At 41.9% G+C, this 25,778-nt stretch carries 22 protein-coding genes and 4 tRNA genes; 13 read left to right on the top strand and 13 right to left on the bottom strand.

What is annotated here, in order from left to right:
• Window positions 1-278 precede the first annotated feature (278 nt).
• Window positions 279-713, top strand: a complete 435-nt coding sequence (locus tag J8M00_RS09880; protein ID WP_211010095.1) for an AAA family ATPase — start codon at window positions 279-281, stop codon at window positions 711-713.
• Between the two features lie 32 nt (window positions 714-745).
• Here the strand turns inward: J8M00_RS09880 and J8M00_RS09875 are convergent, their stop codons facing one another.
• Together J8M00_RS09875 and bioA are read right to left on the bottom strand one after the other, a co-directional pair.
• A complete protein-coding gene (locus J8M00_RS09875; protein ID WP_211010094.1) occupies window positions 746-2,083 on the bottom strand; it encodes a KamA family radical SAM protein in 1,338 nt (445 codons plus the stop codon).
• Window positions 2,084-2,298: 215 nt separating this feature from the next.
• Window positions 2,299-3,588, bottom strand: coding sequence for an adenosylmethionine--8-amino-7-oxononanoate transaminase (bioA, locus tag J8M00_RS09870; RefSeq protein WP_211010093.1), 1,290 nt, complete (start codon window positions 3,586-3,588; stop codon window positions 2,299-2,301).
• A gap of 114 nt (window positions 3,589-3,702) precedes the next feature.
• On the opposite strand from bioA, the gene bioB reads away from it, so the two are divergent.
• The 5 genes from bioB to J8M00_RS09845 all read left to right on the top strand — a co-directional run bounded on the left by bioB (window position 3,703) and on the right by J8M00_RS09845 (window position 8,350).
• Entirely contained in the window at window positions 3,703-4,746 is a 1,044-nt protein-coding gene (gene bioB / locus J8M00_RS09865) for a biotin synthase BioB (RefSeq protein WP_211010092.1), read from the top strand.
• Window positions 4,747-5,880 carry an aminotransferase class I/II-fold pyridoxal phosphate-dependent enzyme gene (locus tag J8M00_RS09860; protein WP_211010091.1) on the top strand — a complete coding sequence of 378 codons (1,134 nt, stop codon included), beginning with the start codon at window positions 4,747-4,749 and terminating at the stop codon, window positions 5,878-5,880.
• Window positions 5,877-6,629: a methyltransferase domain-containing protein gene (locus J8M00_RS09855; protein ID WP_211010090.1), complete on the top strand. Its 753-nt coding sequence runs from the start codon at window positions 5,877-5,879 to the stop codon at window positions 6,627-6,629. The genes J8M00_RS09860 and J8M00_RS09855 overlap by 4 nt, the downstream gene beginning before the upstream one ends.
• Window positions 6,629-7,306, top strand: a complete 678-nt coding sequence (gene bioD / locus J8M00_RS09850; protein ID WP_211010089.1) for a dethiobiotin synthase — start codon at window positions 6,629-6,631, stop codon at window positions 7,304-7,306. Before J8M00_RS09855 ends, bioD begins: the two co-directional genes overlap by 1 nt.
• Before the next feature lie 156 nt (window positions 7,307-7,462).
• Window positions 7,463-8,350 carry an NAD-dependent epimerase/dehydratase family protein gene (locus J8M00_RS09845; protein WP_211010088.1) on the top strand — a complete coding sequence of 296 codons (888 nt, stop codon included), beginning with the start codon at window positions 7,463-7,465 and terminating at the stop codon, window positions 8,348-8,350.
• A 56-nt stretch (window positions 8,351-8,406) separates the two neighbouring features.
• Here the strand turns inward: J8M00_RS09845 and J8M00_RS09840 are convergent, their stop codons facing one another.
• From J8M00_RS09840 to J8M00_RS09810, 7 genes are all read right to left on the bottom strand, one after another.
• Window positions 8,407-11,061 (bottom strand): DUF2339 domain-containing protein, encoded by a 2,655-nt coding sequence (locus tag J8M00_RS09840; RefSeq protein WP_211010087.1) that lies wholly within the window; start codon window positions 11,059-11,061, stop codon window positions 8,407-8,409.
• Window positions 11,062-11,690: 629 nt separating this feature from the next.
• A tRNA-Val gene (locus J8M00_RS09835) sits at window positions 11,691-11,767 on the bottom strand.
• 33 nt (window positions 11,768-11,800) lie between these two features.
• A tRNA-Val gene (locus J8M00_RS09830) sits at window positions 11,801-11,877 on the bottom strand.
• A 30-nt stretch (window positions 11,878-11,907) separates the two neighbouring features.
• A tRNA-Val gene (locus tag J8M00_RS09825) sits at window positions 11,908-11,984 on the bottom strand.
• 36 nt (window positions 11,985-12,020) lie between these two features.
• A tRNA-Val gene (locus J8M00_RS09820) sits at window positions 12,021-12,097 on the bottom strand.
• A 104-nt stretch (window positions 12,098-12,201) separates the two neighbouring features.
• A complete protein-coding gene (locus J8M00_RS09815) occupies window positions 12,202-13,185 on the bottom strand; it encodes a DUF3080 family protein (RefSeq protein WP_211010086.1) in 984 nt (327 codons plus the stop codon).
• Window positions 13,154-14,515 (bottom strand): MATE family efflux transporter, encoded by a 1,362-nt coding sequence (locus tag J8M00_RS09810; RefSeq protein WP_211010085.1) that lies wholly within the window; start codon window positions 14,513-14,515, stop codon window positions 13,154-13,156. The genes J8M00_RS09815 and J8M00_RS09810 overlap by 32 nt, the downstream gene beginning before the upstream one ends.
• A 136-nt stretch (window positions 14,516-14,651) precedes the next feature.
• Here J8M00_RS09810 and J8M00_RS09805 point away from each other — a divergent pair, with 136 nt between their 5' ends.
• Complete coding sequence (locus tag J8M00_RS09805; protein ID WP_211010084.1) at window positions 14,652-15,293, top strand: riboflavin synthase subunit alpha; 642 nt, start codon at window positions 14,652-14,654, stop codon at window positions 15,291-15,293.
• Here J8M00_RS09805 and J8M00_RS09800 read toward each other — a convergent pair.
• Complete coding sequence (locus tag J8M00_RS09800) at window positions 15,290-15,493, bottom strand: CPXCG motif-containing cysteine-rich protein (RefSeq protein WP_023399951.1); 204 nt, start codon at window positions 15,491-15,493, stop codon at window positions 15,290-15,292. The two genes, J8M00_RS09805 and J8M00_RS09800, sit on opposite strands and share 4 nt — an antisense overlap.
• Window positions 15,494-15,568: 75 nt before the next feature.
• Window positions 15,569-16,423, bottom strand: a complete 855-nt coding sequence (locus J8M00_RS09795; RefSeq protein WP_211010083.1) for a fructosamine kinase family protein — start codon at window positions 16,421-16,423, stop codon at window positions 15,569-15,571.
• Window positions 16,424-16,550: 127 nt separating this feature from the next.
• Between J8M00_RS09795 and J8M00_RS09790 the strand changes: the two genes are divergently transcribed.
• Window positions 16,551-17,243, top strand: coding sequence for a DUF445 domain-containing protein (locus tag J8M00_RS09790; RefSeq protein ID WP_211010082.1), 693 nt, complete (start codon window positions 16,551-16,553; stop codon window positions 17,241-17,243).
• A 57-nt stretch (window positions 17,244-17,300) separates the two neighbouring features.
• Here the strand turns inward: J8M00_RS09790 and J8M00_RS09785 are convergent, their stop codons facing one another.
• Window positions 17,301-17,651 (bottom strand): DUF3718 domain-containing protein, encoded by a 351-nt coding sequence (locus J8M00_RS09785; protein WP_211010081.1) that lies wholly within the window; start codon window positions 17,649-17,651, stop codon window positions 17,301-17,303.
• 472 nt (window positions 17,652-18,123) lie between these two features.
• On the opposite strand from J8M00_RS09785, the gene J8M00_RS09780 reads away from it, so the two are divergent.
• Together J8M00_RS09780 and J8M00_RS09775 are read left to right on the top strand one after the other, a co-directional pair.
• Window positions 18,124-19,509, top strand: coding sequence for an amidohydrolase (locus J8M00_RS09780; protein WP_211010080.1), 1,386 nt, complete (start codon window positions 18,124-18,126; stop codon window positions 19,507-19,509).
• A 10-nt stretch (window positions 19,510-19,519) separates the two neighbouring features.
• Window positions 19,520-20,761: an amidohydrolase family protein gene (locus J8M00_RS09775; RefSeq protein WP_211010079.1), complete on the top strand. Its 1,242-nt coding sequence runs from the start codon at window positions 19,520-19,522 to the stop codon at window positions 20,759-20,761.
• A gap of 305 nt (window positions 20,762-21,066) precedes the next feature.
• Here J8M00_RS09775 and J8M00_RS09770 read toward each other — a convergent pair whose 3' ends face one another.
• A complete protein-coding gene (locus tag J8M00_RS09770) occupies window positions 21,067-21,873 on the bottom strand; it encodes a hypothetical protein (RefSeq protein WP_211010078.1) in 807 nt (268 codons plus the stop codon).
• 1,024 nt (window positions 21,874-22,897) lie between these two features.
• On the opposite strand from J8M00_RS09770, the gene J8M00_RS09765 reads away from it, so the two are divergent.
• The 3 genes from J8M00_RS09765 to J8M00_RS09755 all read left to right on the top strand — a co-directional run bounded on the left by J8M00_RS09765 (window position 22,898) and on the right by J8M00_RS09755 (window position 25,658).
• Window positions 22,898-23,581, top strand: a complete 684-nt coding sequence (locus J8M00_RS09765) for a hypothetical protein (protein WP_211010077.1) — start codon at window positions 22,898-22,900, stop codon at window positions 23,579-23,581.
• Between the two features lie 45 nt (window positions 23,582-23,626).
• On the top strand, window positions 23,627-24,385 hold the full coding sequence (locus tag J8M00_RS09760; protein WP_211010076.1) for an alpha/beta hydrolase: 759 nt from the start codon (window positions 23,627-23,629) through the stop codon (window positions 24,383-24,385).
• Between the two features lie 565 nt (window positions 24,386-24,950).
• On the top strand, window positions 24,951-25,658 hold the full coding sequence (locus J8M00_RS09755) for a hypothetical protein (protein WP_211010075.1): 708 nt from the start codon (window positions 24,951-24,953) through the stop codon (window positions 25,656-25,658).
• The last annotated feature ends 120 nt before the right edge of the window (window positions 25,659-25,778 follow it).

Here is a 25,778-nt window from a genome sequence, read left to right as displayed (position 1 = left end):
CCAGCACAAATTTCAATGCACTGAGCGCAAATTCTGTTGTGACTCGGTTTTTTAACGCAATTTGCTTGTTGTGTTTGGAGTCACGTGATCGGTATCTTACCTCTGATGGCTACATAAAAAAACTACCAAATGGCGCTATTTCAAAAAAATTTGACGATTGCGACCAATATTTGACTTATCACTTTGTTTTACGGGGTATAGAAGACTGTGCGACAGCACATTTTTATGGCATTATAGCTCGGTTATAAATAAAAATAGTCGGAATGAATTTTCACTAAATGAAACAAGCTTTTATTCTTAGAGGGTTGCCGGGCTCTGGCAAAACACACTATGCGCACACATTGGCCGATGAACTTGTCTCGGGTGATGAATCAAGGTACACCATTTGCTCTACCGATGATTATTTCACTGACGAACAAGGCCATTATGAGTTCAATAAAGCCAAACTACCTCAGTTTCACAACCTGAACATTGCACGTTTTATAAATGCAATGGCTGAAGGTATGCCTCTGGTTATTCTTGATAATACCAACATTAAAAAGTGGGAATTTATCGCTTACGTCAGTGCTGCACATGCAATGGGTTACCAAGTTAAAGAGGTGATCGTGGGAGAGGTTAAAGATAAATCAATGCAGCACCTATATGCCAAGCGAAACCAACATGGCGTTGCATTAAAAACCATAAGTAAAATGGCACATATGTTTGAATGGTAAAAAGCCGACTTTAAAGTCGGCTTTTTTCTGTGTTACATCGCTTCGTATTCTTCTTGCCAGAAGAACTTTTCTTCGCCAAATGCTGGTTTCAAGTCATCTAGCCAGTGAGCGTTCTCGTCAAACTTTGCAAAGAATGGACGTTGTACCCACTCAGGGTTACGTGCTTGGATAAAGCGCAGAGCAAATACTTTTTCGCCGTTAATTTCAGTAACGCCTGAAATTTCAACTTTACCTGGGCCTGCACTCATTGATGGGCCACGAACCGTTCGGCTTACACCAGATACTTGCTTATACGCATCTTTAAAGATTTCCCACGTTTTGTGAAGTGGTAATTCAAAGTAACGTTTTGCGCCTGTATCACGTTCAATGAACATGTAGTATGGGATCATGCCCATCTGTGTTTGCTCTTTCCACATTTCTGCCCACATATTTGGATCTGTATTTAGGTGGTTAAGCAAAGGCGCTTGCGTTCTGATCTGCGCACCAGTTTTACGGATAAGCTTGATAGCTTCTTTAGCAACATCAGTGCGTAGTTCTTGTTTGTGGTTTACGTGTGCCATGAATGACACGTGTTTACCTGCATCAACAAGCTCTTTGATAAGAGCGAGTAAGTCTTTTGCATCTGGATCTGTCACGTATCGGAAAGGCCAGAAAGTTAAAGACTTAGTACCAATTCGGATTGTGCGGATATGATCAAATCTTGGCTCTTTAAGTGCCTCTAGGTATTTACGCAATTTAACAGTACGCATAACCATAGGATCACCACCTGTCATAAGTAGGTCAGTGACTTCTGTGTGTTCTTCAAGATATCTGTGCAGTAGCTCTTCATCGTTATTGTTGAAACGCGTTGCCTTACCAACAAATTGCGCCCAACGGAAACAGAAAGTGCAGTAAGAGTGGCAGTATTGTCCTTGCGCAGGGAAGAACAGCACTGTTTCTTTATACTTGTGTTGAACACCAGCTACGTTTTCGCCTTCAAAAGACGGTACGTTTTTGTCCATTTGACCTGCTGGGTGTGGGTTAAGCTTTTGTCTTAGTTTGGTTGCAAGCTCGAACACTTCTTCTGGTGTGTGATCGCGCTTCAATAAAGCAGCCATTTCGTCATAAGACTCATCGTCAAGCATGCCGCGCTGAGGGAATGTGAGCTGGAATACTGGATCGTTAGGCACCTTGTCCCAATCAATCAGTTCGTCAATAACGTAATTATTTACACGAAATGGGAAAACGTTAGCAACGACCTTCATTTGAAAACGAAGGTGCTCAGGTAGCTTATCGAGCTGTTCGATTTTATCAATTTGACGGTGTTGATACACAGTAAAGCGAGGTGGCTGATAGGCCTCTGCCGGCTGCAATTGGACGGATTGTTGCATACTTACTACTTCTCAGCTTGCTAGATTATTAAAAATAAGAGGCGTATTGTATCAAAAAGCTGAAGTAATTTCAGGTACAATTCATCAAACATTATGAAAAAATGATACTTTTCATCGTATGTGGTTGGAATATATACAGACTTGTTTGAACAATAATCATCTAGCGAATGTTTTGTACCAGCCCAGGGATAGAGGTGCGCTGGTACAGCACGATTTTAATACGCTTTTTGCTCGATCGCTTGGTAAATACCGTGGCTCAAATGTGCAATGTCTTCATTTGACGTGATATAAGGCGGCATAATATAGATTAATTTTCCAAATGGTCGGATCCACAAGCCTTTTTGAATGAAGAACTTCTGGATTTTTGCCACATCAACGGTTTCGAATAATTCGACCACGCCAATGGCACCAAGTGTCCGGACTTCTTTGACTGCATCAAGTGTCTCGCAACGATGCAGGTTTTGCATGGCTTGGTAGACTCTTTCTACATTTGCTTGCCAATCTGTTTGTTCAAGCAGCTCGAGACTTGCAATTGCGGTAGCGCATGCGAGCGGGTTGCCCATAAAGGTTGGGCCGTGCATTAAGACTTTGGCCTCGCCTTGGCTAATTCCCAATGCCACTTTATCTGTGGTTAGCGTGGCGGATAAAGTCATGCAACCGCCTGTGAGTGCTTTGCCTACACACAAGATATCGGGTGCGATATCTGCGTGTTCGCAGGCGAACATCTTGCCTGTTCGGCCAAATCCAGTGGCTATTTCGTCGAGGATCAACAACACATCGTATTGATCGCAAAGTGCGCGAAGCTTTTTCAAATATGCGGGGTTGTAAAAGTTCATACCACCGGCGTTTTGCACAATCGGCTCGATTATAAATGCTGCAAGTTCGGTATGATGCTCTGCGAATGCTTGTTCTAAGGTGGCGAGTTCCGCTTCTTCTTGTTGTGCATTGAATTTAGACTGTGGTGCTTCAACAAAGACATGTTCAGGTAAAAAACCTTGATACATGCTGTGCATGGAGTTGACTGGGTCGCATACACTCATCGCTGCAAATGTATCGCCGTGGTAACCTTTTTTTGCTGTCATTAACTTATTTTTAGACTGACGCCCTTGGCTCAACCAATACTGCAAAGCCATTTTAATAGCAACTTCAACGCTTACAGAACCGCTATCGGCTAAAAACACGCGCTGTAAAGGCTCAGGTGTGATTTCGACGAGTTTTTTACATAGGTTTACAGCTGGTGCATGGGTAATACCGCCAAACATCACATGACTCATTTGGCTAGCTTGCTCAGTCATGGATTTTACCAGTTTGGGGTGGTTGTAACCGTGTAAAGCGCTCCACCATGATGCCATACCATCGATCAACGATTCACCAGTTTCTAGGAAGATCCGGTTTTTGTCTGTGTGTGTCACTGGGTAAACAGGCAGTGGATCAATCATCGATGTATATGGGTGCCAAATATGCTGCTTGTCAAAATCGAGATCAATCGGTTGATTTTTATTCATTTGTAAACCTTGTTTGCTCATCACTCGTTGACAATACTAAAGCAAGAAGTAGACTAAGCCAATCACCGTCAAATTATCTGGCGAAAAAAAACCAGAAAAAGAAGAGATTAAGTTATGGAATATGGCATCGTTCGTCACGATTGGAAACACGCAGAAGTAAAAGCATTATTTGAAATGCCTTTCAACGATTTACTTTTTTATGCTGCGAGTGTACACCGCAAAAATTTCAAACAAAATGAAGTCCAGATCTCTACTCTTCTGTCGATCAAAACAGGTGCATGTCCAGAAGATTGTAAATACTGTCCGCAGTCGGGTCATTACAAAACAGACCTAGAAAGAGAAAGACTGATGGAAGTGGAAAAGGTGGTCAATCAAGCAAAACTAGCTAAAGAGAAGGGCGCAACCCGTTTTTGTATGGGCGCTGCTTGGTCAGATCCTAAAGACAGAGACATGCCATACATTGAAAAAATGGTTAAAGAAGTTAGCGCACTTGGTCTAGAAACTTGTATGACGCTAGGAAAGCTAGACAACGAAAAAGCACATGCACTAAGAAATGCTGGTCTAGATTATTATAATCATAACCTAGATACCTCTCCTGAATATTACGAGCAGATTATCACAACACGTACTTACGCAGACCGACTAAATACCATAGATCATGTGCGCGATGCAGGTATGAAGGTTTGTTCTGGTGGTATCGTAGGTATGGGTGAGCAAGCAGCTGACCGCTACGGTTTATTAATGCAGTTAGCAAATTTACCAAAACAGCCTGAAAGTGTACCAATCAACATGCTAGTAAAAGTAGCAGGTACACCACTTGAAGATGTGGAAGATTTAGATCATTTTGAGTTTATCCGTACTATTGCTGTGGCGCGTATTATGATGCCAGAGAGCTATGTGCGTTTATCAGCTGGTCGTACAGCAATGAATGAGCAAATGCAGTCAATGTGTTTCTTTGCTGGCGCAAACTCGATTTTCTATGGTGATAAGCTATTAACCACAGAAAACCCTGAAGCAGATGCGGATATGAACCTACTTAAAAAGTTAGGTATGAAGCCAGAGACGCGCGAAGATTACTCAGATGAAGCGTATGAAGCGTCTTTAAACTCTGCAATTGCAGACAAAGCAACGTCAGAGCTATTCTACGAAGCAAAATAAATGGCGTTTGAATTTATAGATCAAGCGCTAGAAGACAAAGCACGTGACGCGCTACAGCGTCGCCGTATCTGCATAGATAAAGTGTCTGCTCGTCATATCCAGGTTGATGGGCAGCAGTACTTAAACTTTGCCAGTAATGATTATTTAGCGCTTGCAGATCAAGCTGTATCCGGTGACTTTGTTGCTGGCAGCAAAAGCTCTGCACTAGTTACTGGATATCAGCGTACTCACCGACTGCTAGAAGCCAAATTATGTAATTTGCTCGGCTATGAGCGGGCGATGCTGTTTGCCAGTGGCTTTGGCGCTAATTTTAGTGTGCTCAGCACTTTATTTCATGATAATAAAGCTGGCCAAGATAGCGCTATGTTTCAAGACAAGCTCAATCATGCCAGTCTCATCGATGGTGGGCTGAACAGCAGCGCTAAGCTGGTCAGGTTTAATCACAACGACATGGGTCATTTGCGCGCGCGTTTGGAAAAAACACGCGCCCAAAACAAGCTTATTGTCAGTGAAGGTATTTTCTCAATGGATGGCGATGGCGCGCCGTTGCATGAGCTGAAGTCTTTGGCTGATACCCACAGTGCTTGGTTGATGATTGATGATGCGCACAGTTTCGGGGTGTGCGGTGAAAATGGTTTAGGCTCTGTTGAGTCCAATGTGAGGCCAGATATTTTGGTCATCACTTTTGGTAAAGCCATGGGGTGTCAAGGCGCTGCTGTGCTCTCAAGCAAGCGGGTGATTGATTACATGGTACAGTTTAATCGTGAATACACCTACTCAACGGCCATGTCACCAGCTTTAGCTGAGATTGCATCGACGCAGCTAGAGCGACTATGCGATAGTCATAGCGCTCGTGAGGCACTACATCGCCACATTGCGCAATTTAAAGCGATTTGTGGCGATGCGGGCATTCCTGTACAAGCGTCAAATAGTGCGATTCAGCCTATTGTATTGGGTGATGCGCAAAGCACGCTAAATGCTCAGCAACGCCTTGCACAAAAAGGGATTTGGCTGACCGCGATTAGACCGCCAACGGTGCCACACAATACTGCTAGATTGCGTGTGACCCTCACCGCAGCACACCAGCAAGCTGACATCGAATACTTGGTGCAGTGCCTTAAGGAGGTTGTATGAGTGCTGTGTTAAAACTGAATATTGCACATAAGTTCTCACGCGCGTCTGCACAGTATATTAAGCACGCCAACGTGCAACAACGCTCTGCCGAAATCCTGTTTGCGGGTTTAAACCGTCGTTACAACACTATGTTGGATTTAGGTGCAGGGCCTATGCAGCATCATGGTGTGTTGTCACAAAAGTGCGATACTTTAGTGGCTTTGGACCTGAGCGAAGGCATGTTAAAGCAAGGGCCAGCATCCGCCATGAAAGTGTGCGCGGATATGGATGCATTGCCTTTGCAAGCTGAGTCTGTGGAATGTGTGTTTAGTAATTTTGCGATGCAGTGGAGCAGTGATTTACCAACATTATTTAGCCGTTTGAATACCGTGTTAAAGGCTGGTGGCAGTGCGCATTTATCCATTGTTATTGATGGTTCGTTACGTGAAATTGCCAAAGCTTGGCAGGGGGTAGATGGTCATTGTCATGTCAACCAATTCACGCGATTTGAGGACATACAGCAGATAGCAAGGCAAGCTGGGTTTTCGATCCGCTCGATGAGCAAACGTTGCTTGGTGGATATTTATAACACTCCACGCGAGGCACTTAAATCGGTTAAAAGCATAGGTGCAAACCAGTTAAACAATGCGGATACGCGCCGTGGCTTAGTAGGTAAAGAAAGTTATCAGGCTTTGTTAAAAGCTTATCCGTTAGTCGATGGCTTCGCCCATGTTAGTTACGAAGTGGCATTTTTGGAGTTAACAAAATAATGAGTCAGTTTTTTATTACCGGCACAGATACTGAAGTTGGCAAAACGTATGTCACGAGTTTGCTGCTTAAGTATCTCGTCTCAAAAAAGAAAAAGGCACTTGGTTTTAAGCCCATTGCCGCTGGTGCTGAAGAAGCGTTTGGCGAGCTGGTCAACGAAGATGCTTTAACTTTAATGGAAGCGGCAAATGTACACGGCACCTATGAGCAAATTAATCCGTTTTGCTTTGCACCACCGATTGCGCCGCATATCGCTGCAAGTCGAGCAGGTGTGCATATTTCAAAGCAGGATTTGACCAATAAACTGGCTGATGTTTCTACACTAGGTGCTGAGTTTACCTTAGTAGAAGGGGCTGGTGGCTGGGCGTTACCTATCAATGACGAGGATTTTTTGTCAACGTGGGTTGCGGAGCAAAACCTACCTGTAATTTTGGTTGTCGGCATGAAACTTGGTTGTTTAAATCATGCGTTTTTGACAGCGCAAGCTATTGAGGCTTCAGGTGCAAAATGTGTTGGCTGGATTGCCAATCAAATTGACCCAAACATGGCCGAGTACGACGCAAACCTTGAGACGTTAAAGCAACGGCTCAACTTTCCGCTTTTGGCGGTTACACCTTACACTGAAGAAAAAGCCAAGATGCAAGTGCATTCTGCACTCAATAGCTTACTTGGGGTATAGCTCGGCCATATTTTGCGAGATAAGACCTTATTCTTGTCAGTCGCCTAAACTGAAGCCGAGAAAGACGATACACGAATTAAACTAAGTAAAGGGCCGATTTAAAGGCCCTTTTTCGTTTGTTACAATAAAAGCAATGATAGTCACACTGAGTGGTTTATGAAGGTTTTAGTTACAGGCTCCGCTGGACGCGTTGGTCGAGCCATTTATATTAATTTGGCACACACATATCAGGTTGTGGGCTTGGATAGCACACCTTGTTCAACCGCAGATTTTATTGGAGATATTCGAGATGAAGCACTTTTACAACAGGCACTTGAAGGGGTTGATGTGGTTGTGCATACCGCGGCACTCCATGCGCCGCATATCGGTCATATGAGTGACGAGATGTTTCATGACGTGAATGTTTTGGCGACTATAAAATTAGCAGAGCTTGCCATCGCCTATGGTGTAAAGCAGTTCGTGTTTACCAGTACCACAGCGTTATACGGGCATGCAAGCACGCCGAATGGTCGAGTAGGGTGGGTGACAGAGCAGACAAAACCTTTACCTAAAACTATCTACCATCATACTAAAATTGAGGCGGAAAAAGCACTTAGGGCGATAAGCAATGAGTTTGCTTTCGCCGTGACTGTACTACAAATGTCGAGATGTTTCCCAGAGCCAGTTGAGCAAATGGCACTGTATCGGTTAAATCGAGGAATTGACTACCGAGATGTGGCGTCTGCGCACCGCAGTGCCATTGAAAAAGCGTTGCCAGGTTTTAATCGTTTTATTATTTCAGGGAAAACACCGTTCGATTTAAGTTGCTGTGAGCAATTATTTTACGATTGTGAGGCCGTTTTACGCGCACGATCACCAAAACTGGTGGCGCTGTTTAAACAGCGTGGTTGGTCTTTACCACAAACCTTAGACAGAGTTTATGACTCAGCTAAGGCGCAAAGCGAATTGGGTTGGACCCCGCAATATGGGTTTGAAAGTGTGATTGACTTGTATGATGACGGTTTTTCAGAAGTCCTGCCCAGTAAAAATAAAAGTTCAAGTTAATCTTTTTGTGATTGAAAAAAAGCGAGTGACCTGCACTCGCTTATGATTGCTGGCAATTAACTCTCTTTGCCTGAAACGCTAGCAGCGGACTTGGGCTGCATTTTTTGAAATAGCCAACCCACACCCACCAAACATAAGCCTAAGCCTATGAATGATAAGGCTCTGAGCAGCCCCTCAAGATTAGACATATCGACCATAAAGGCTTTTAAAATCACCATGGCTAGACCGATAAAGCCAATATTGATTAAGTGCTTATGATTAAAGTGCTGCGCGACAAAAATTGTTGTGGTTGAGATCAATAACCAGACAATCGAATAAGTGTATAGCTCCGCTTCTTCCATCCCCAAATGCCAATTGATGAAGCCATCATTAAATAAGGTGCGTATTTCACCGTTGATAAACATAAAGCCAAGTATGGCCATCGCCACATAAATAAAACGGTTAAAGTGCGCTTTAACTAGCTTAAAGTGTATAAACCCATACAGGCATAATACAGGTGCAAGCCATTGGATCCACAACCAGTTTATAACATATCCGCCTACGTGTTGACTGTGTATAAACGGGCTTTCAAACAACGAGAATTGCACATGTATCAGGCCATTTGCACCGAGTAATATGCTGCCACCAATCATGTATAGTTTGTGTAGGTTTTGTGTAAACTGACTGCGCCAATAGTATACACCTGCCAAAATTAACCAGTTTAAGGATAAAACGATGCCTTCTTGATAACTTAAATTATCAAAGTCAGGATAATCCCCAACTAGTAAATAGCTGGTTTCGGTGGTGACAAGTAGCGCACATAAGTGAATAAACACGCCCATAAACCAAGTATTAAGCACCTTGGATGGATTATATTTTGCTGCAAACCAAACTAAAGCCAGCGCAATTGGGTAGACGATGAGTGTCCAATGGATACCTAAAATGGTTTCATGTTTATAGTCAAGTGCCCAAGGGGCCACAGATAATCGAGCAACCACAACTAATAAGGCTACTTTGTATAGCCAATCAGGGAGCTCAACCTTGTACTTCCAACTTAAATAGCTCATGGATGCGACTTGCGCTGCTATGGCCAAGGTCAGCGTACTTGCCGATAACAACATGGTCAAACACAAGGTCAGCATGGCATTTGCCAACACTAAAAATGTCACTCGTTGCAAAGGCATTGATGATTTTGCAGCGGCAAGTGCTGCGACTGCGGCGATAAGCAGGAGTTCAAAAGCCCAAACAGGGTAAAGGGTAGTATCACTGTCTACGGGTAGTGAAATATAGCTTACCCCAAATAGGCTAAGCGGTACTAACACAAGTAATAGTAAATAAGCGTGGCGTACTGCGTCACGTTTAATCATAAGCACACTGAATGCCATTCCTAACAATGCGGCTATTTGAATAAACAAATATTTACCAGTAAATGGATAAAGGATGTCATTAAAATCTACTTTGTGATGCATATTGCTAAACATAATTAACGCAAAACACAGTGCCAAATATGGCCAAGTATCTAAGGCACTATGCCTGTAAGCTGAAGCGAAAGTGATGGCTGTAACAATTAAAGCTGCTATGACCATGTGACTGAATACAGGTGAAAATATCAGGTAAATGGCAAACAAGAATAGGGTGATGAGGGTCGCGACTTGTTCCCTTCTTGCCATCAACAATGACTTAATGGGAAGTGGATTGTGCATGGTTAAATTCAGTCGCCAGCCAAGTAGGTTTGAGAGCACATAAAAATACAGGGTAGCAACAGTGAAGAGGGTAACAGCAGCAAAATCACCTTTATCACCCAAAACAATGGCACCGACAAACCAAACACAATGGCCAACAAAGCTTTGCCACCACAACCACTTTTGTCTGACGTAGTCTGCAACCCATACTGCAGATACAGACACAAAAGCCACATAGAGTAAAAGCGCTCCGATATTATTAGATCCGGTCGAGACAAGTGCTGGCACGGCATACGCACCGATGATCCCAATTCCAGCAAGCACAGGCCCAAAGCGCAGCGCCAAATAGGTTGCGCACAGCGCAATAACAGCTAAAAAGACAAAGGCGAGGTTGGCAGGTAGAAAGTGATAGTGATTAAACGACACTAGAACCATAGCAAAACAAGTAATAACACCACCACTGGCAAGTGCAGCAGAGATATAAGGCGTATTGACGTTGAGCTTAGTTTTAAAGCGGTTGACCAGTTCGGCTCCTGACACTAATGCACAGCCAAATAAAGCACCTAAAACAACACGCACAGCTGGTGGCATAAGGCCTGCTTCAATTGAATATTTGGCGAGAAATACACCACCGATGGATAAAATAAGTGCGCCTAACCAAAAAATACCATTGCCTTTTAGAAGGGAATCTAAATTAAATTCAGGCAGTGAAAATTGGCTTTTAACCGGTCGCTTTGGAGGCTTCGGAGTAATCGATTGGGAAATAGTCGATTTGTGTGACTGGTCAATTTCAGTAGCCTGGATTTGTCTGGGAGGAGCTACAGTTGCTTGTTCCGTCGGTGCCTGTACATTTGTTGATGATTGCTCAGGTGCTTGCTCGTGTATTGCTTGTTTGAGCTTGTCGATTTGTGCAGTCTGAAAGTCGATAATTTTTTGAAGATGTGTGACTTTTTGAATGAGCTCTTTGATCTGACCACGATCTTTAAGTGCAATGACTACACCAATAAACAAAAATAGATTAAACGCAAAGGAAAACAACTCAGTATCCATACTCTTTCCTTATATTTATAAAGAGGTAGGATGAGTTTGCTTTAAAAACAGATAATTATCAAGTAGGGTGCAAAGGGTTAATGACTGCAAGCACAGTGAGTACATTTCTTTTCGCAAGGTGATACGCCTCACTTTTCACAATATTATATGTACTTGTTATACGCTTTACATGGATCCCGGAGTCAGTCCGGGATGACGAACTTAGCCAAGTATGATGAATTCTGTAACCGAGCAAAATATGCCCTTTTAGTCATCCTGATCCTGTTTCAAGGCCCAGTGTTTAGGGGTTTAACTACAACAACTAGCACAGAACTTCTTTATATAAGCTAGGCAAATAATCAGGTAATTAGGTGCCTATTTTTTATCTTTACCCCATTCAATCAATATAAGTGTAACCATAACTACAACAATGACCTAAAAGTTCTTTGCTGAATAATGTTGGCTTTCTTTTTTCTATTGTCGGCTTTAACAAATATCGGCCTCAACTTTATTGGGTTAACGGTGATAAATTAGCAAGCACTATTATTGAAATTTATGATGTCAGAATGAAGTTTAGAATAGGGCAGAGTTTTTGCGTTTTACTATCAGTAAGAGAGAACGTTTAGAAAATTTAAAGGAGGCTTACAGCTTGGTACGACCGAGTGGATTCGAACCACCGACCCCTACCATGTCAAGGTAGTGCTCTAACCAACTGAGCTACGGTCGTACTACAGAGATATGTAACTTAACAAGGTTAAGTTGGTACGACCGAGTGGATTCGAACCACCGACCCCCACCATGTCAAGGTGGTGCTCTAACCAACTGAGCTACGGTCGTACTGAATTGTGTTTCTTATTTTAGTTGAGTTGGTACGACCGAGTGGATTCGAACCACCGACCCCTACCATGTCAAGGTAGTGCTCTAACCAACTGAGCTACGGTCGTATCATAAAACTGTTACATAACTTAACTAAATTAAGTTGGTACGACCGAGTGGATTCGAACCACCGACCCCCACCATGTCAAGGTGGTGCTCTAACCAACTGAGCTACGGTCGTACAATGTGCCGTGTTTCTTGGCAACGGCGGCTAATATATAGTGCTCTGCGAAATGGATCAAGTAACTTTGCTAAATTTTTGTTTGTCTGCGGTTTTTTCGATCACTACGGGCTAACTTTGCACACTTTGTAGAAATTTTGCCACCAATACACATGACTTTTAGCTGATTGCTTTAGCTCGGTTATTAATGGAGTGACGAGATTCGGGTAGGTGTTGTGACCAAATTTATCTGTGAATGTTTGAAAGTGAGGCTCGATATCGTGTAAGCGTTTGGCAAGCTGTGATTGATAGGCCTGAATATCTTGGATATAGAATTTTTGAAATACGTTGTTGAGTATTTTGGCGCGTTTTTTATTTTTACCAGCAGGGCATACTCGATGCTCTAGCTCCAGCGTGTTAAGCCACGCTGTGGTTGTGTGGTTCCAAGCAATTTGGACTCTGGTACTAGTAATTAAACTTTGAACATAACTATTGTTATTGAGCTTCTCAAGTGCAGCTGTCAGCATATCGCCATTCGCTTTGTTTGGTTCGTCTAAACCCTTTATTAGGCTGGTTAGCGTATTTAACGCTTCTAGGGCCTGTATTTCCCCTTTGCTGGTTTCACGCTTTATTTCACTAAATGTGAGTGTAAAAAACTGATTGAGTTCTTTTTCATGGGTAAATACATAAGCAAGCATAGGGTAGAGCTGAGCAAGCTTTTCTTGCCTTGCAAGTTCTAAGGCTTGTTGCACATCTTGTGGTGTTCTTTCGTCATCAATGCATGCTTGCGCATGTCGGATAAAGTTAAGTGTATATTTAAATTGTTCACTAGGTTTAGCAAGCTTACCTAGTTGATTGTTATGATTAGCAATGTGTGTAGAAACGCGGCAATGCCCGAGCTTGGCAAGATCTATTACTGAGATTGTGTAACTAGATTTCGGTTTGTCGAAGGCTGAGTACGGCAACATACTCAGCGCTTCGATAGATAACCCGTCGGAATTGAACACCTTGGCTAGGCGTTCGGTATACGTTTGATTCGTGTCGCTAGGCGCAGGTTTGCACCCTAACAAAACCGTGCTAAGTGCTATGAATAGCAGTTTGCATTTCAACGAGTTTTCTCCTCACAAAATATATCAGCAACACAGCAGCCACTGTAAGACCAACAATAATACCGACCCAAAAACCAGTCGGTCCCATTGCAGGCACTATTAGGTCTGTTTTTGCCAATACGTATCCAAGGGTAAAGCCGATTACCCAATACGAGATAAAGGTAACGCCAGTAATTGGTTTGGTATATCTAAGGCCTCTTAAAACGCCATTTGCAGCGACTTGCAGCGCATCAGGTAACTGGTAAACACAGGCGAGTATAATGATACTCGATGCGAGCATAGCAACTTCTTTTTCTTGTGTATAAAGCCAACTAATATCATATCTAACCAAGTAGGTGCCCAGTGCCACAATAGCTGCAACACCAACGGCCAGTATAAAACTGGTGTAGGTTGCATTGACCAGTCGTTCAATATTGTTTTGTCCGCTGATATTGCCAATTCTAATACCAATTGCCATGGATAAACTTAGCGGAAGCATAAATAAGATCATGGTTACACTCGCTGCAACCTGATGCCCAGAGACGGCGACAGCTCCTAAGTCAGCAATAAAGAGTGGGATACATGCAAATAACGTCACTTCGAAAAAAGTGGCAAACGAGATAGGTAAGCCGAGTTTAGTTATTTGCAAAATAGTTTCTTTGTGCGGCTTCATAAAGTTGCTGAGCAGCCATTTTCCTTTAAGTTCTTTACTTTTTAGGCTGTAGCAGAACTGTGCAATGGCCATGGTCCAGATAACAATACTAGTTGCTACACCACAACCGGCACCCCCCAAGGCTGGCATGCCCAATTTGCCATAAATAAAAATGTAGTTGGCGATAACGTTAATCCCCAGACCAAGTAATCCAATATAAAAAGCAACTTTGGTGTTACCCATGCCTTCAGTAACATTTCGGTACACAGAGAAAATCAAAAACGCTACCAGTCCATATTTAACATAATCGATATAATCTTGTGCCATTTGCGCAATCTCTGGGCTGGCGCCTGTACTGGCAAATAAGTACGGTGTGAAATAGCTAGCTATAAACCCCAAAGAGGACAACATTACGGCCAAGTACAAGCCTTGCTGGAAATAACGTTTAATACTGTCTTGATCCTTAGCACCGACACTATGAGCAACCATACTGGTCAGTGCCAATAAAATAGCCTGCAACGAAAACATCAGTGGGTTGAGCGCCCCAGTAGCAATGGAAAGCGCTGCCAAGTCGTTTGGACTAACTTGTCCTGCCATCATGGTATCGACTACAGACATCATCACGAGGGTAACTTGGGCTAATAGAACGGGTGTGGCAAGTCTAATTAACTTTTTGGCTTCCCAGAGTTCAAACTTCATCCTAAAACTCAGTAATTTCAAAAAGTGCATTCTATTGAAGTTTGTCGAGTTTATCTACGAAATAAGTGTGTAAATATGTTTCGACAGGGCAGGGCATCAGGTAGAATGGCGGCATAATTTTTACCTCGGAAAAAACATGTTTACTGGAATTGTTCAAACTCAGGCATCTGTTGTCAGTGCAATATTAAATGATGGCGTCATGCGCTTAGTGTTATCTGTTGGCAATGAGTATTTACAGCAACTCACAATCGGCGCCAGCATCGCAGTGAATGGGTGTTGTTTAACTGTTGTACAATTTGAAACGAGCCAATCAGATGTAGTTGGGCAAGTGAGCTTTGACGTTATCGATGAGTCTTTGAAATTAACCAATTTGGGCGAGCTTAAGTGTGGCAACAAAGTAAATTTTGAACGTTCGGTGACATTCGGTACAGAGCTGGGCGGGCACATCGTATCCGGGCATATTCATGATATGGCGATCGTAGATTGTATTATTAAAACAGCTGACAACGTCAAGATAAAATTGCTGTTGGATGCAAGCTGGGCGAAGTATGTTTTTTACAAAGGGTTTATTGCAGTAAATGGCGCTAGCCTCACAGTGGGTGAAGTGGATGAGGATGGGTTTTGGCTCCACCTTATTCCAGAAACCTTATCAATCACTAACATTGGTAAAGTACAAGATGGTGACAAGCTCAACATTGAAGTCGATCAGCAAACATATACTATCGTCAACACGGTTGAGCACTATCTGCGAAAAAATACGTTGAACCCAATAGGCTAAAAGATTTGTTCGTCGTCACTGTCGATTCTTAACTCCAATTTATTGATGGCTTCATCAATGTGCATGTTTAAATGAATTGGATTGCAACATGCGGCGCAATCTTCGTAGAAATCTTGGTCGCCCTCACTGATATCTAAGTCTACAAATATATGATGACCACAGTGGGGGCAGCTGATCCGTTGGTTATACAGCTGCTTCATAATATGGCTCCAACAACCGCCTGAACTCCTTTTCTTACTATAGCAGTTATTGCAATTATTACCGCAATGTTGCGGCTATTTTAGGATGTGTTCGATCTGTTGTTTTGATTGAATGATGTAGTCACCAGCAAAGACGTTAGCATGACAGAGCAAACTATATAACTGATAGATAGGTTTACGTTGTTGATAGCCTTTATCAATTTGGTACGCTTCGTTATACCCAGTGTAAAAAGCGTCTGGTAACTGGGCAAATAATTCGCTGTTGGCGATGTCGACTTCTCTATCCCCGTAATAACAAGCTGGGCAGTAAACACTGGGTTTATCATTCGAAAACGCGATATTACCGCGCCAGAAATACCCGTGTAAGAGAGAAGGTTGTACAGGGTGGTTGACTAAGGGCTTGATGTACTCAACAAAGCTATCGATATCAACGAGTACTATGTTCTTTTCATGCAATAATTGCAGTTGCCAGGCGATTCGCTCTTCTGCAAAAAACATGGACCATTTCTTATGCCATTGATTTGGTTGTGAAAGGCCCAGGATATAATTATCTTGTTCGAATCCGAACATTTCCTGTTCGTGGCGGCTGTGCATTTTACCTAGTGTGCTGCCGCAAAGATACCAGTCTTGTTTATCTGTTTGTGACGGAAGCCACTCAAAGACGCTAAAGCAGTACTCAAGGCTGGAGCCAATCGTGATTGGGTCGGCTACTAAAAAATCGCTGTCACGAGTGAGCAATGTATGATTGTCCGCTTCGCACTCATAGCGCTCCAATGCACTAATGTGGTCAACTTTTACCAGAAAGCTGTGCTTGTCATTTTCAATTTTATAGTTTTTGGACTTGTGGTTGCTGGGAAGCTGTGTTTTTCGAGTAAATTCAAAATTGTCGTGAATCGCTTCACTGATGTACTGGTTTACTAGGTTCCACATAGTTAGCCCGGTGGCGAGTGAGCACTTGATCTAACTATGATCGATTTTCGCTATAACACAAATACTTGAGTGCAAATTTAAATCTAATAGAATAGCCACCAGTTTTGAAATGTTTTGGATGTTCACATTGAATAAAAGTGTTATCACCAACCTGATGGCCGCAACGTTAGTTGCTGTTGGCTACGGTTTAAATCATGATTTGCTGTTCACCATGGGGCTGTTTGCGCTTTCAGGCGCTGTTACCAATTGGCTTGCAGTACATATGTTATTTGAAAAAGTCCCTGGTTTATATGGCTCAGGCGTTATTACCATTAAATTCAAAGAGTTTAAAATAGCCATTAAAGAGCTCATTCTAGATGAGTTTTTTAATCAAGATAAATTAAAAAGCTTTGCTGCAAAAAATCAGATCGATATTGATTTGAACCCTGTGATAGAACATGCGGATTTGTCGATTGCCTTTAACAAACTAGTTCAAGTGATAGAAGGGTCACAATTTGGCGCAATGTTAGCGATGGTAGGTGGTAAAGAAGCCATTGAACCAATGCGAGACACTTTTACCGATAAAATGAAAGAAGCCTTGTTAGAAATGAGCGAGCAGCCAGAGTTTAAAGACAAAATTTCTGGGGTGTTAACGAATGGACAATCTCTTGAGTCAATTCGCACAGCAATTGAGCATGCAGTAGATGAAAGGCTCAACGAGCTAACACCCGTGATGGTTAAAAATATCGTTCAAAACATGATCCATACTCATCTAGGCTGGCTTGTTGTGTGGGGTGGTGTATTTGGGGGATTATTTGGATTAATCGCCAGTATCTTGTAACTTTAATCAACAAGGTGTGCATAGATAACGTATTTATGCACACCATTTGGTCAGTCATTATTTAGAGCCAGATAAAACGACAGGTAGCGTTGACTCAGTTTGCGCAATATCTTTGATAGACGTTTCTGTTTCTATATCAATTCTCATAAATTTGGCTGTACGAGTTAAACTGTACGTTTGAGCAAATTCACTCAAATTCATATCGTTACACTCGAGTTTATTGGTAATGCGCACTTTGGCGGTGTGTTGTCCGCGTATCGCCTCAAGCATGATATGAGGGCGATCAGAGGCGAAAGCCATACATAGCTCAGTAGCATGGCTGTCGTCAGCCGCGACAAATTCAACAGCGTGAGCATTTGATACAGATACAAGCGCAGTCAGTGCAGCAGCGGTCATTAGTACTTTCATCGTTATTCTCCAAACAGATTTTTAGGTGCGATTCCACTAGAGTATTGTTCTGAACCACTCAAAATGCTGTAAGGGAAGATTGTACGAATGTAAGGAATTATGTATTTGTATTTTTGTTAGTGTAAGTACATCTAATTACAATAAAAAAGCCATACAATCTTGTGTCAAACCGATGATAAAAAATTTCAGATTTTATTTTGTTAACAGATCGGTAGCGAGGTGTTTCGACGTATTTAGCAGCTTTTTCTCCTTCTATTAAAACCTATTTCAAAAGTATGTCGAAGTATGTAAAAGTGTGTATAAAAAACAACCTGAGTAATCATGGGCGTGCCTGATTGTTATACAATATTGCAATTTCTCACGTAATTTATCGTAATTTATGGCATTTTGAGGTTTTTGCATCGAAATTTTTGTGAATTTTCGCTACAGTCTCTTTGATAACTACAGTCACAAAAACTACAGAGATGAAAATATGAATATGTTCAAACCCTCTGTGATCGTGCTTGCACTAAGCACAGCTCTTTTAGGTTGCCAGCAAGACACTGGTCCTCAAAAAGATAAAGTCACAATCGAGAAAAATCCTTACCCAAGTACTTATAAGCCTCATTCAACTTCAAGTACCTTAATCACAAATGCAACAGTTCTGACTGGTACTGGTGAAAGAATCAATGATGCTGATGTTTACATCGTTGATGGTAAAATTAGCCAAGTTGGCAAAGATTTGGCTGTGAGTGCAGACGCTACGATCGATGCAGCAGGGAAATGGGTAACACCTGGCATCATAGACAACCATTCACACTTAGGCGCGTACCCAAGTCCTGGCGTTGAGTCTCACCAAGATGGTAATGAGATGATCAACCCAAATACAGCTCAAGTTTGGGTAGAGCATTCGGTATGGCCGCAAGACCCTGGTTTTAACCGCGCGCGTGAAGGTGGTATTACGTCACTACAAATTTTACCTGGCTCTGCAAATTTATTCGGTGGTCGTGCGGTCACACTAAAAAATGTTCCGTCTGAAACCATGCAAGGCATGAAATTCCCAGACGCGCCTTATGGCTTAAAAATGGCGTGTGGTGAAAACCCTAAACGTGTATACGGCGGTCAAGGTGTTGCACCTAAAACGCGTATGGGTAACATGGCAGGTTACCGTGAAGCGTGGATCGAAGCGTCTGAATACAAGCGTGCTTGGGAGCAATATGAAGCTGAGTATGCTGCTGGTTTAAACCCTGATGCACCTCATCGTGACATCAAGCTAGATACGCTACGTGGTGTATTAGATGGCGAAATCCTAATCCATAACCACTGCTACAAAGCAGAGGAAATGGCCATGATGATCGACCTTTCTAAAGAGTTTGGCTATCACGCAGGTACTTTCCACCACGGTATTGAAGCATACAAGGTTGCAGATCTTCTGGGTGAAAATGGTAACTGTGCGGCGCTTTGGCCTGATTGGTGGGGCTTCAAAATGGAAGCATATGACATGTCACTTGAAAACGTCGCAATTGTTGACGCTGCTAAGAACTCGTGTGCTGTTATTCACTCTGACTCTGATACAACAATTCAGCGTCTGAATCACGAAGCTGCAAAAGTTATGTACTCAGCCAATGAAGTCGGTTTTGACATCAAAGAAGAAGATGCCATTAAATGGATCACCTACAATGCAGCAAAGTCTCTAGGTGTCGAAGAGCTAACAGGCTCTATCGCAGCAGGCAAGCAAGCTGATGTGGTTATTTGGGATCAAAGCCCGTTTAGCGTTTATTCAAAAGCTGAGAAAGTATTTATTGATGGCGCAAAAGTTTATGACCGCCATGACAGTAAATACCAAGCTGTAAGTGATTTTATGTTAGGTCAGCGCTAGGGGAGCCACAATGAACAAGTTTAAATTATCTATCCTAACTGGTGCGTTGCTAAGTTCTACGGCGGTATTCGCTCAAGTAACAGCAATTACAAACGCGACTGTGCATACACTAACCAGTCAAGGCGTGCTTGAAAACGCAACTGTTGTTATCGAGAATGGAAAAATTAAAGCTGTGAACCCTCAGTCGTTTAACGCTGATGTAACAGTGGATGCTCAAGGGAAAATCCTAACGCCTGGTCTTATTGGTTCAATGAATCACCTAGGTTTAGTTGAAGTGGGTGCTGTATCTCGTTCTGTAGATGCATATGACAAATCAGGTCTAGAGTTTGATCCGAGCTCTGCTTTTAACCCTCGTTCAAGCCTTATCCCATATGCGAGGAAAGGTGGAGTAACACAGAATGTAAGCGTACCTTCTTTACCTTGGGGTGAAAGTGGTGTGTTCTCAGGTCTTGCTTTTGTCGCAGACTTATCTGGTGAGTTTGGTAGTGTTACAGATCGCAAAACAGCACTGATTGTAGACTTAGGTGCAGTGAGTGACGACGGCTCTCGTGCTGCAGCTGTTCAAGCTTTCTCTAAAAAGTTAGCAGAGCAAAAGGCAAAGCTCACCGCTAAAAAAGATAAGAAAAAAGACAAAGATCCGTCAGCTGAAGAAAAGCTGCTGATCCAAGTTCTAAATGGCAAACTGCCAGTAGTGGCTTCTGCATCACGCGCTTCTCAGCTACTAGAGCTTATCGAACTGAAAAAACAGTTTGGCTTGAATCTGATCATTGAAGGTGCAGATGATGCTGTCGTTGTAAAGGATGAGTTAGCTAAAGCTGACGTACCTGTGATTGTGAGCTCAGTATCAAATCTACCAACTGGTTTTGACGCGCTACATGCACACCTAGGTAATGCGGGCGAGCTCGAAAAAGCGGGCGTAAAAGTCATTTTGAATGTTGCTGGTGACGGTAGCCACAATGTGTATCAAATGCGCTTTAATGCTGGTATTGCTGTTGCAAATGGCATGACACATCAGGGCGCTCTTGAAGCGATGACAGTAAACGTTGCTGATGCTTTTGGCATCGAAGGCGGTAAAATAGCAAAAGGTGAGCGTGCGGACGTTGTGCTTTGGACTGCGGATCCGTTCGAGTTTAGCACACGTGTTGATAAAATTTGGATTAACGGCGAGCAGGTAACAACTGAATCACGTCATGATAAATTACGTGAGCGCTACACTACAGATTCTTCAATGCCCCGTGGCTATACGAAATAATCTGGCAAAGATGTATTAAGGCGCCTTGTATGGCGCCTTTTTTATACGACGATAAATATAGCTGTGCATACAGGACTCTCTTCATTGAGTGAATACTCGTGGGTTCGTACACGAAAAAACAGAAGAACCAAGGTAAATATAAGGGGATGATTACCGAGTAAAACAGGGGAGAGAAAAGAAAAAAGAGAAGAAAGATTCCTCTCTTATAATTATTAATATGTGGTAGCACCAAATAGCGCGCAGCCATTTGGTGGTATGCTTTTAAAGGTCAGTCGAGCCTTTTAATACTCGACTAGCTCAATACATTATTTGTAAACGGTGTAATCAACTTCTAGGTTAATATCGTTTTCACCTGATACAACCCATACTTGAGTACGCTGAACTTCACCTACTGGGCTGTGGCAAGTCACAGTTTGTCTAAACGCAGGACCAGAGTAGTTATATACTGCATTTTCTAACGCGTAATGGTTTGTGTGAAATAGTGGTGTGCTATCGTAACCATTGAATACACGAGACTCGAAACCGTCATTCATTGTTGATGAACAATACGTGTCTTTGTTTTTGTTATCGATGTGTAGTGATGAGCTATAGCTTACTTGATCATACCATCCGCGGCCGCCACAGTGTGAACTCGCGCCTGTACAATCTGGCCTTTTGTACTCACCAACGCCCGCTAGGTTTGTATCCCAAGTGATAACAGGTAGTGCTGAGAATTTATGGTATACCTTGAATTGCTCTCCTTCTAAGTTTTGGCAGTTTAAGGCAAGAACGCGGTTGCGCTTGAGTTGTTCGTCACTGAAACCGTTATTGAAATGAACAGTATCAACCATGGTTGCACCAATGCCGCCTGTGCCGATATTGACAGTACCATATTGCTGCCCGGTTAGTTCATCGAAAATATAGCCACTGGTACACTCAGAGCCAGCTTCCTTATAGTAAACCCAAGCTTCAAAACTACGAGCACTTAATGAGTCAGTGACAATACGGTCTACAGCGCCATTTGCGTATGTCGTCGTTCTGTTGTAGCCATCAATATCTTGAACAGAAGTTTGAGCAAATGCTGAAGTCGCTAATAATCCAGTTGTAAGCGCTGCGAGTAATTTTAGTTTCATTGGAACTCCATTGTTTTTTAAATACAGGACTTTATTAGTCCTGAACTGCGGTCTGGCGCAGAAGTTATCTGCCGTATTGCTGAGCAACTAACATATTACTATATGAATATATTCATGCGCCGAATTCTATTTAATCTGCAAGATAGGTATATTCATTCTAAATGAGTTTGATATATACACTCCCGGTTAACATCGTAACTAGGCATTAGCTGGGCTCTAAAACCTTAAGTTCTGTGTTCAACCGTTGCTGATTGCCAAATAACCTAGCGGCTAATTTTTATTGTGTAAACCCCCTTAAAACGCTGGTGTTTTGATAATTATTTTCATATCTGGAATTTCTATTATTAGAATTTTCTATATTTAATATTTACTTTTGTTTGCATTTTTATATTTCGATAATGAGGTTTTTTGTTGTTATGAAATAGTTTTTAAATTATGTAACTTAATGAAATTTAAGGCTTGATCTTCATGGGCTGAAAGGGAGGTGGACAAAGTGTTTAAATACCTTAAAGAAACAAGGTTGAAATAGGTGTATGAAATTTGTTCTTTTGGGTGTGAAGAGGATATGAATTTGGAATTTTAAACAATAGCGAGTCGACAATTGATGCAAAAAAATAAATTGAAAAAATATAAAAATATTTTTAACTTTTGATCTGAATCTATTTTTGCATGGTGCATCGTTCCAAAATAATTTGCATCATCTCGCTGAAATGGTACAAAAGGGGGGGCACAGTATTGAGCAAAAAAGTGTGTTCCTGACTGATCAAATTCTGACAAGCGTTATACAGCGAGATGCTATTCGTCGCTCAGTGTGAAGTGGATCGCAGACGACAAACTATGAATTGCCTTTAATGCTAATGACACGCATTTAAATTCCTAGTAAAGTGAGCTTTGTATTGTGTCCATAACCAAAGAGATGGTGTCTTTTCTGGCGCTGCAATTGAAAAATGGTATTTAAAGGCTACATTGAGCAGGTTGTTGAACAAGGCTGTTGGTAAATAAAATAAAGTTGAGGTTTTAAAGTGTGTTAATAGATGTATTACAAATCAGCTATTTATCGAGTGTCGTTGTGGTTTTTTTGATAACAGTGTCACTCATATCCATACAGCAAGGGCTGCCAAAATTACAACGACTAGAACTTGCATTATGTTGGGTGATGATTCTATCGCCCGCAGTTGAGTTTATGAGTTTACTCGATTTTGAAATTCCTTGGTTTGTGGTTGCATTTATTCATGCATCACCTCTGCTGCTAGGCCCTTTGATAGAGCGTTATCGAAATGAAACGGATAGTATCAGTGTGACATATTGGCAATCATTTATTCATTTTGTTCCATTTGTTGCTTTCTTTACGTACCGTCTAATTGATACCACAGAAGTAACACCTATAGTTGGTGTACTCTACTTGACTCAGATAATCTACTATCAAATTAGTTTAATTAAACTTAAGGGACTTTGCCAAAGCTCGGTAACACATCATAATATAATGAGCTCTATGCTTATTCCGCAAAAACTTTTGATGTCATTTTACTTTGTGTTTTCCTTCTCTGGCGCTATTCAAATGGCTGGTTATTTCTTCAATTTTGAGCAACTATGGTTGCTGTTACACATAACAAATACGTTTGTGTTTTTATATGTTGTGTTGCTATGCCGAGGGTATATAAATTTGCTATTAAGAAAGCTAGAGAGCCTTAATCATTCGTCATATTGAAGTGGTATAGTATTAAATTAGAGCTAAGGTATTTGGGGTAATGCATTGACTCGCAATAAAGTGTATGTGCTGCCAGGCACCATGTGCAATCGAAGGCTTTGGGAAGCGCTAAGCTGCGAGCTGGACCACCAAATCGAATTGGTGCACTGCGAGATCCCAGATGCCGAGAATTTGGATGAACTGTGCGAGAAGCTTTTTAACAGTATCGTCGTTGATCTCGTAAGGTCTAATCAAGCGCCAAATACACCGTTTAATCTTTTGGGCTTCTCAATGGGGGGCTATCTTGCTGCATATATTGCGAGTAAACACCCTCATCAGGTCAAGCGACTTTTTGTCGTTGCAAACAGTCCGACACAATTGCTTGCTGACGAATTGTTATCTCGACAAGCCGTGCTTTCAATTATAGAAGGCAATGGATATGGAGGGATCAGCGTTAAAAAAGCGCATGGACTCATTGATCGAGCTAGTGAGCTTGGAAGTGCAAGTATTGTTGATACAATTCAATTGATGGATAGGGAGCTAGGCGAAATCGCGCTAATTAACCAGTACCGATGCACTAACGAGCGAATAAACTTGTTACCTCAATTACTTACACTAAACATACCCATCTATTTCTATTACAGTAAAGAGGATAAACTAATAAACCACCGTTGGTATCAGAAATTGGATCAAACCCATTTGAATGAGCATGTTTATAAAGCTTGTGGCAGCGGTCACATGCTTCCTCTTGAAAAACCAAAAGAACTGGCAGCGCTTGTCAATTCTTGGTTAACGTATCCGGTAGACGATTACATAATGTCCTGAGTGTGAGGGGCATCTTAATCCTAGAGGTTCAGTATTTGCTGTCCAAAATTACGAGTCAGTTAAGACTGTTAACTTTAAAAATATAATCCACGGGGTCTTTGGGTTTGGAAAAGCACTTTATATCCGAATTCAATACCACAGGCCTACTGTCGAACAACTTTCCAGAGGTAGAACTGAGTGTTTGGTTACTTGCAGGCAACCAAACTTAGGAGGGAGATGAGATGATTTTTAGAATAGTGGCCGCAGTGTTAGGTGGATTTTTTGGCATATTATGTATTTTTCTATTTTCTATTTTCTATTTTCTATTAAGAGTGAGTCAGTGGTAAGTCTGTTAATAGAAGTCAGCTCTTGCCTCATGTTAGCGACAATTTTCATCTATTACGCTGTCACTGGAAAGGAGCTTGTTTCAGAACTCCTTAAGAAATATTGTAAAAGATCACGCTAAATTTATACCTTACTCAGTTCAACGGGCTGCGCTAGCATAAATACAGTAAAGCGCTATTGAAATCTATATCATACTTCGTCATGGTTATAGCTGGTAAACATGATATATTTTAAGGAACTTATGTATAAAACACTCGCTTTTTCAGCCCTTTTTTTGAGCAGTGGCAGTTTTGCTAGCATGCTAGAAGAAATAAACTGTGAAACATATGACCCATCACTACAACCCTATAAAACAAAGTTTACTTGGGGTATCGAAAGAGAAACCCTCGATATGCCATTGGAGGAATTCTTTGCCAAATTAGCAGTGGCATATCCTGACGTAGAGCCGGCACACAGACGATGGCTCTTTAAATTACTTGACAAAAAAACAGGGAAATATAGTAAAACTCAGGTGGTCAGGTCATACCAGGAACAGGCAGGAAAAAGCTATAAAATAGAAAAAGTCACGGTCCAACCTCCGTGGGTTGTTAATGTCGACGGTGAAATTTTGATTGGCACTAACAATGGTGAATTTGGCGGAGAGTTGCTAAGAGTTGATAAAGCCAACAACATGACTTTACTTGAACAAATGAACGTGGAGGATGTTTATAAAATGCCTTTTGGTGTTGTGGTGACATCGGGTCTGGCTCACTTATCATCAAACACTGGAAAAATTAGCCTGCTCACGCCCGATTTTAAATTGGAAACGCTATTTGGTTTAATTGGCAGCCCTCAGTCTTCTTGGTTACTAGGCAATGGCGATCTTCTTATAAATAGTTATCCAAAAGGCACTCAAGTTTTAACCAAAAAAGGCTACTTAAAACGAGTAAAATGTGCCACAAGCCAATAAACTTAGTTATTATTTTGCAGAGTCTTAAAAAGACTAAGTTTTAAATTAAAAGGTATTGATTGGAAATAAGGTCTGTATCTGGCCACCAAGAGCATTCTGAGGGTGTTATAAGGATGAAAT

This window comes from Pseudoalteromonas luteoviolacea, from assembly GCF_018100925.1.
In the GTDB taxonomy this organism is placed as follows: Bacteria; Pseudomonadota; Gammaproteobacteria; order Enterobacterales; family Alteromonadaceae; genus Pseudoalteromonas; species Pseudoalteromonas obscura.
Note: the sequence above shows the minus strand (reverse complement) of the source record. Positions and strands in the feature narration are given on the sequence as shown.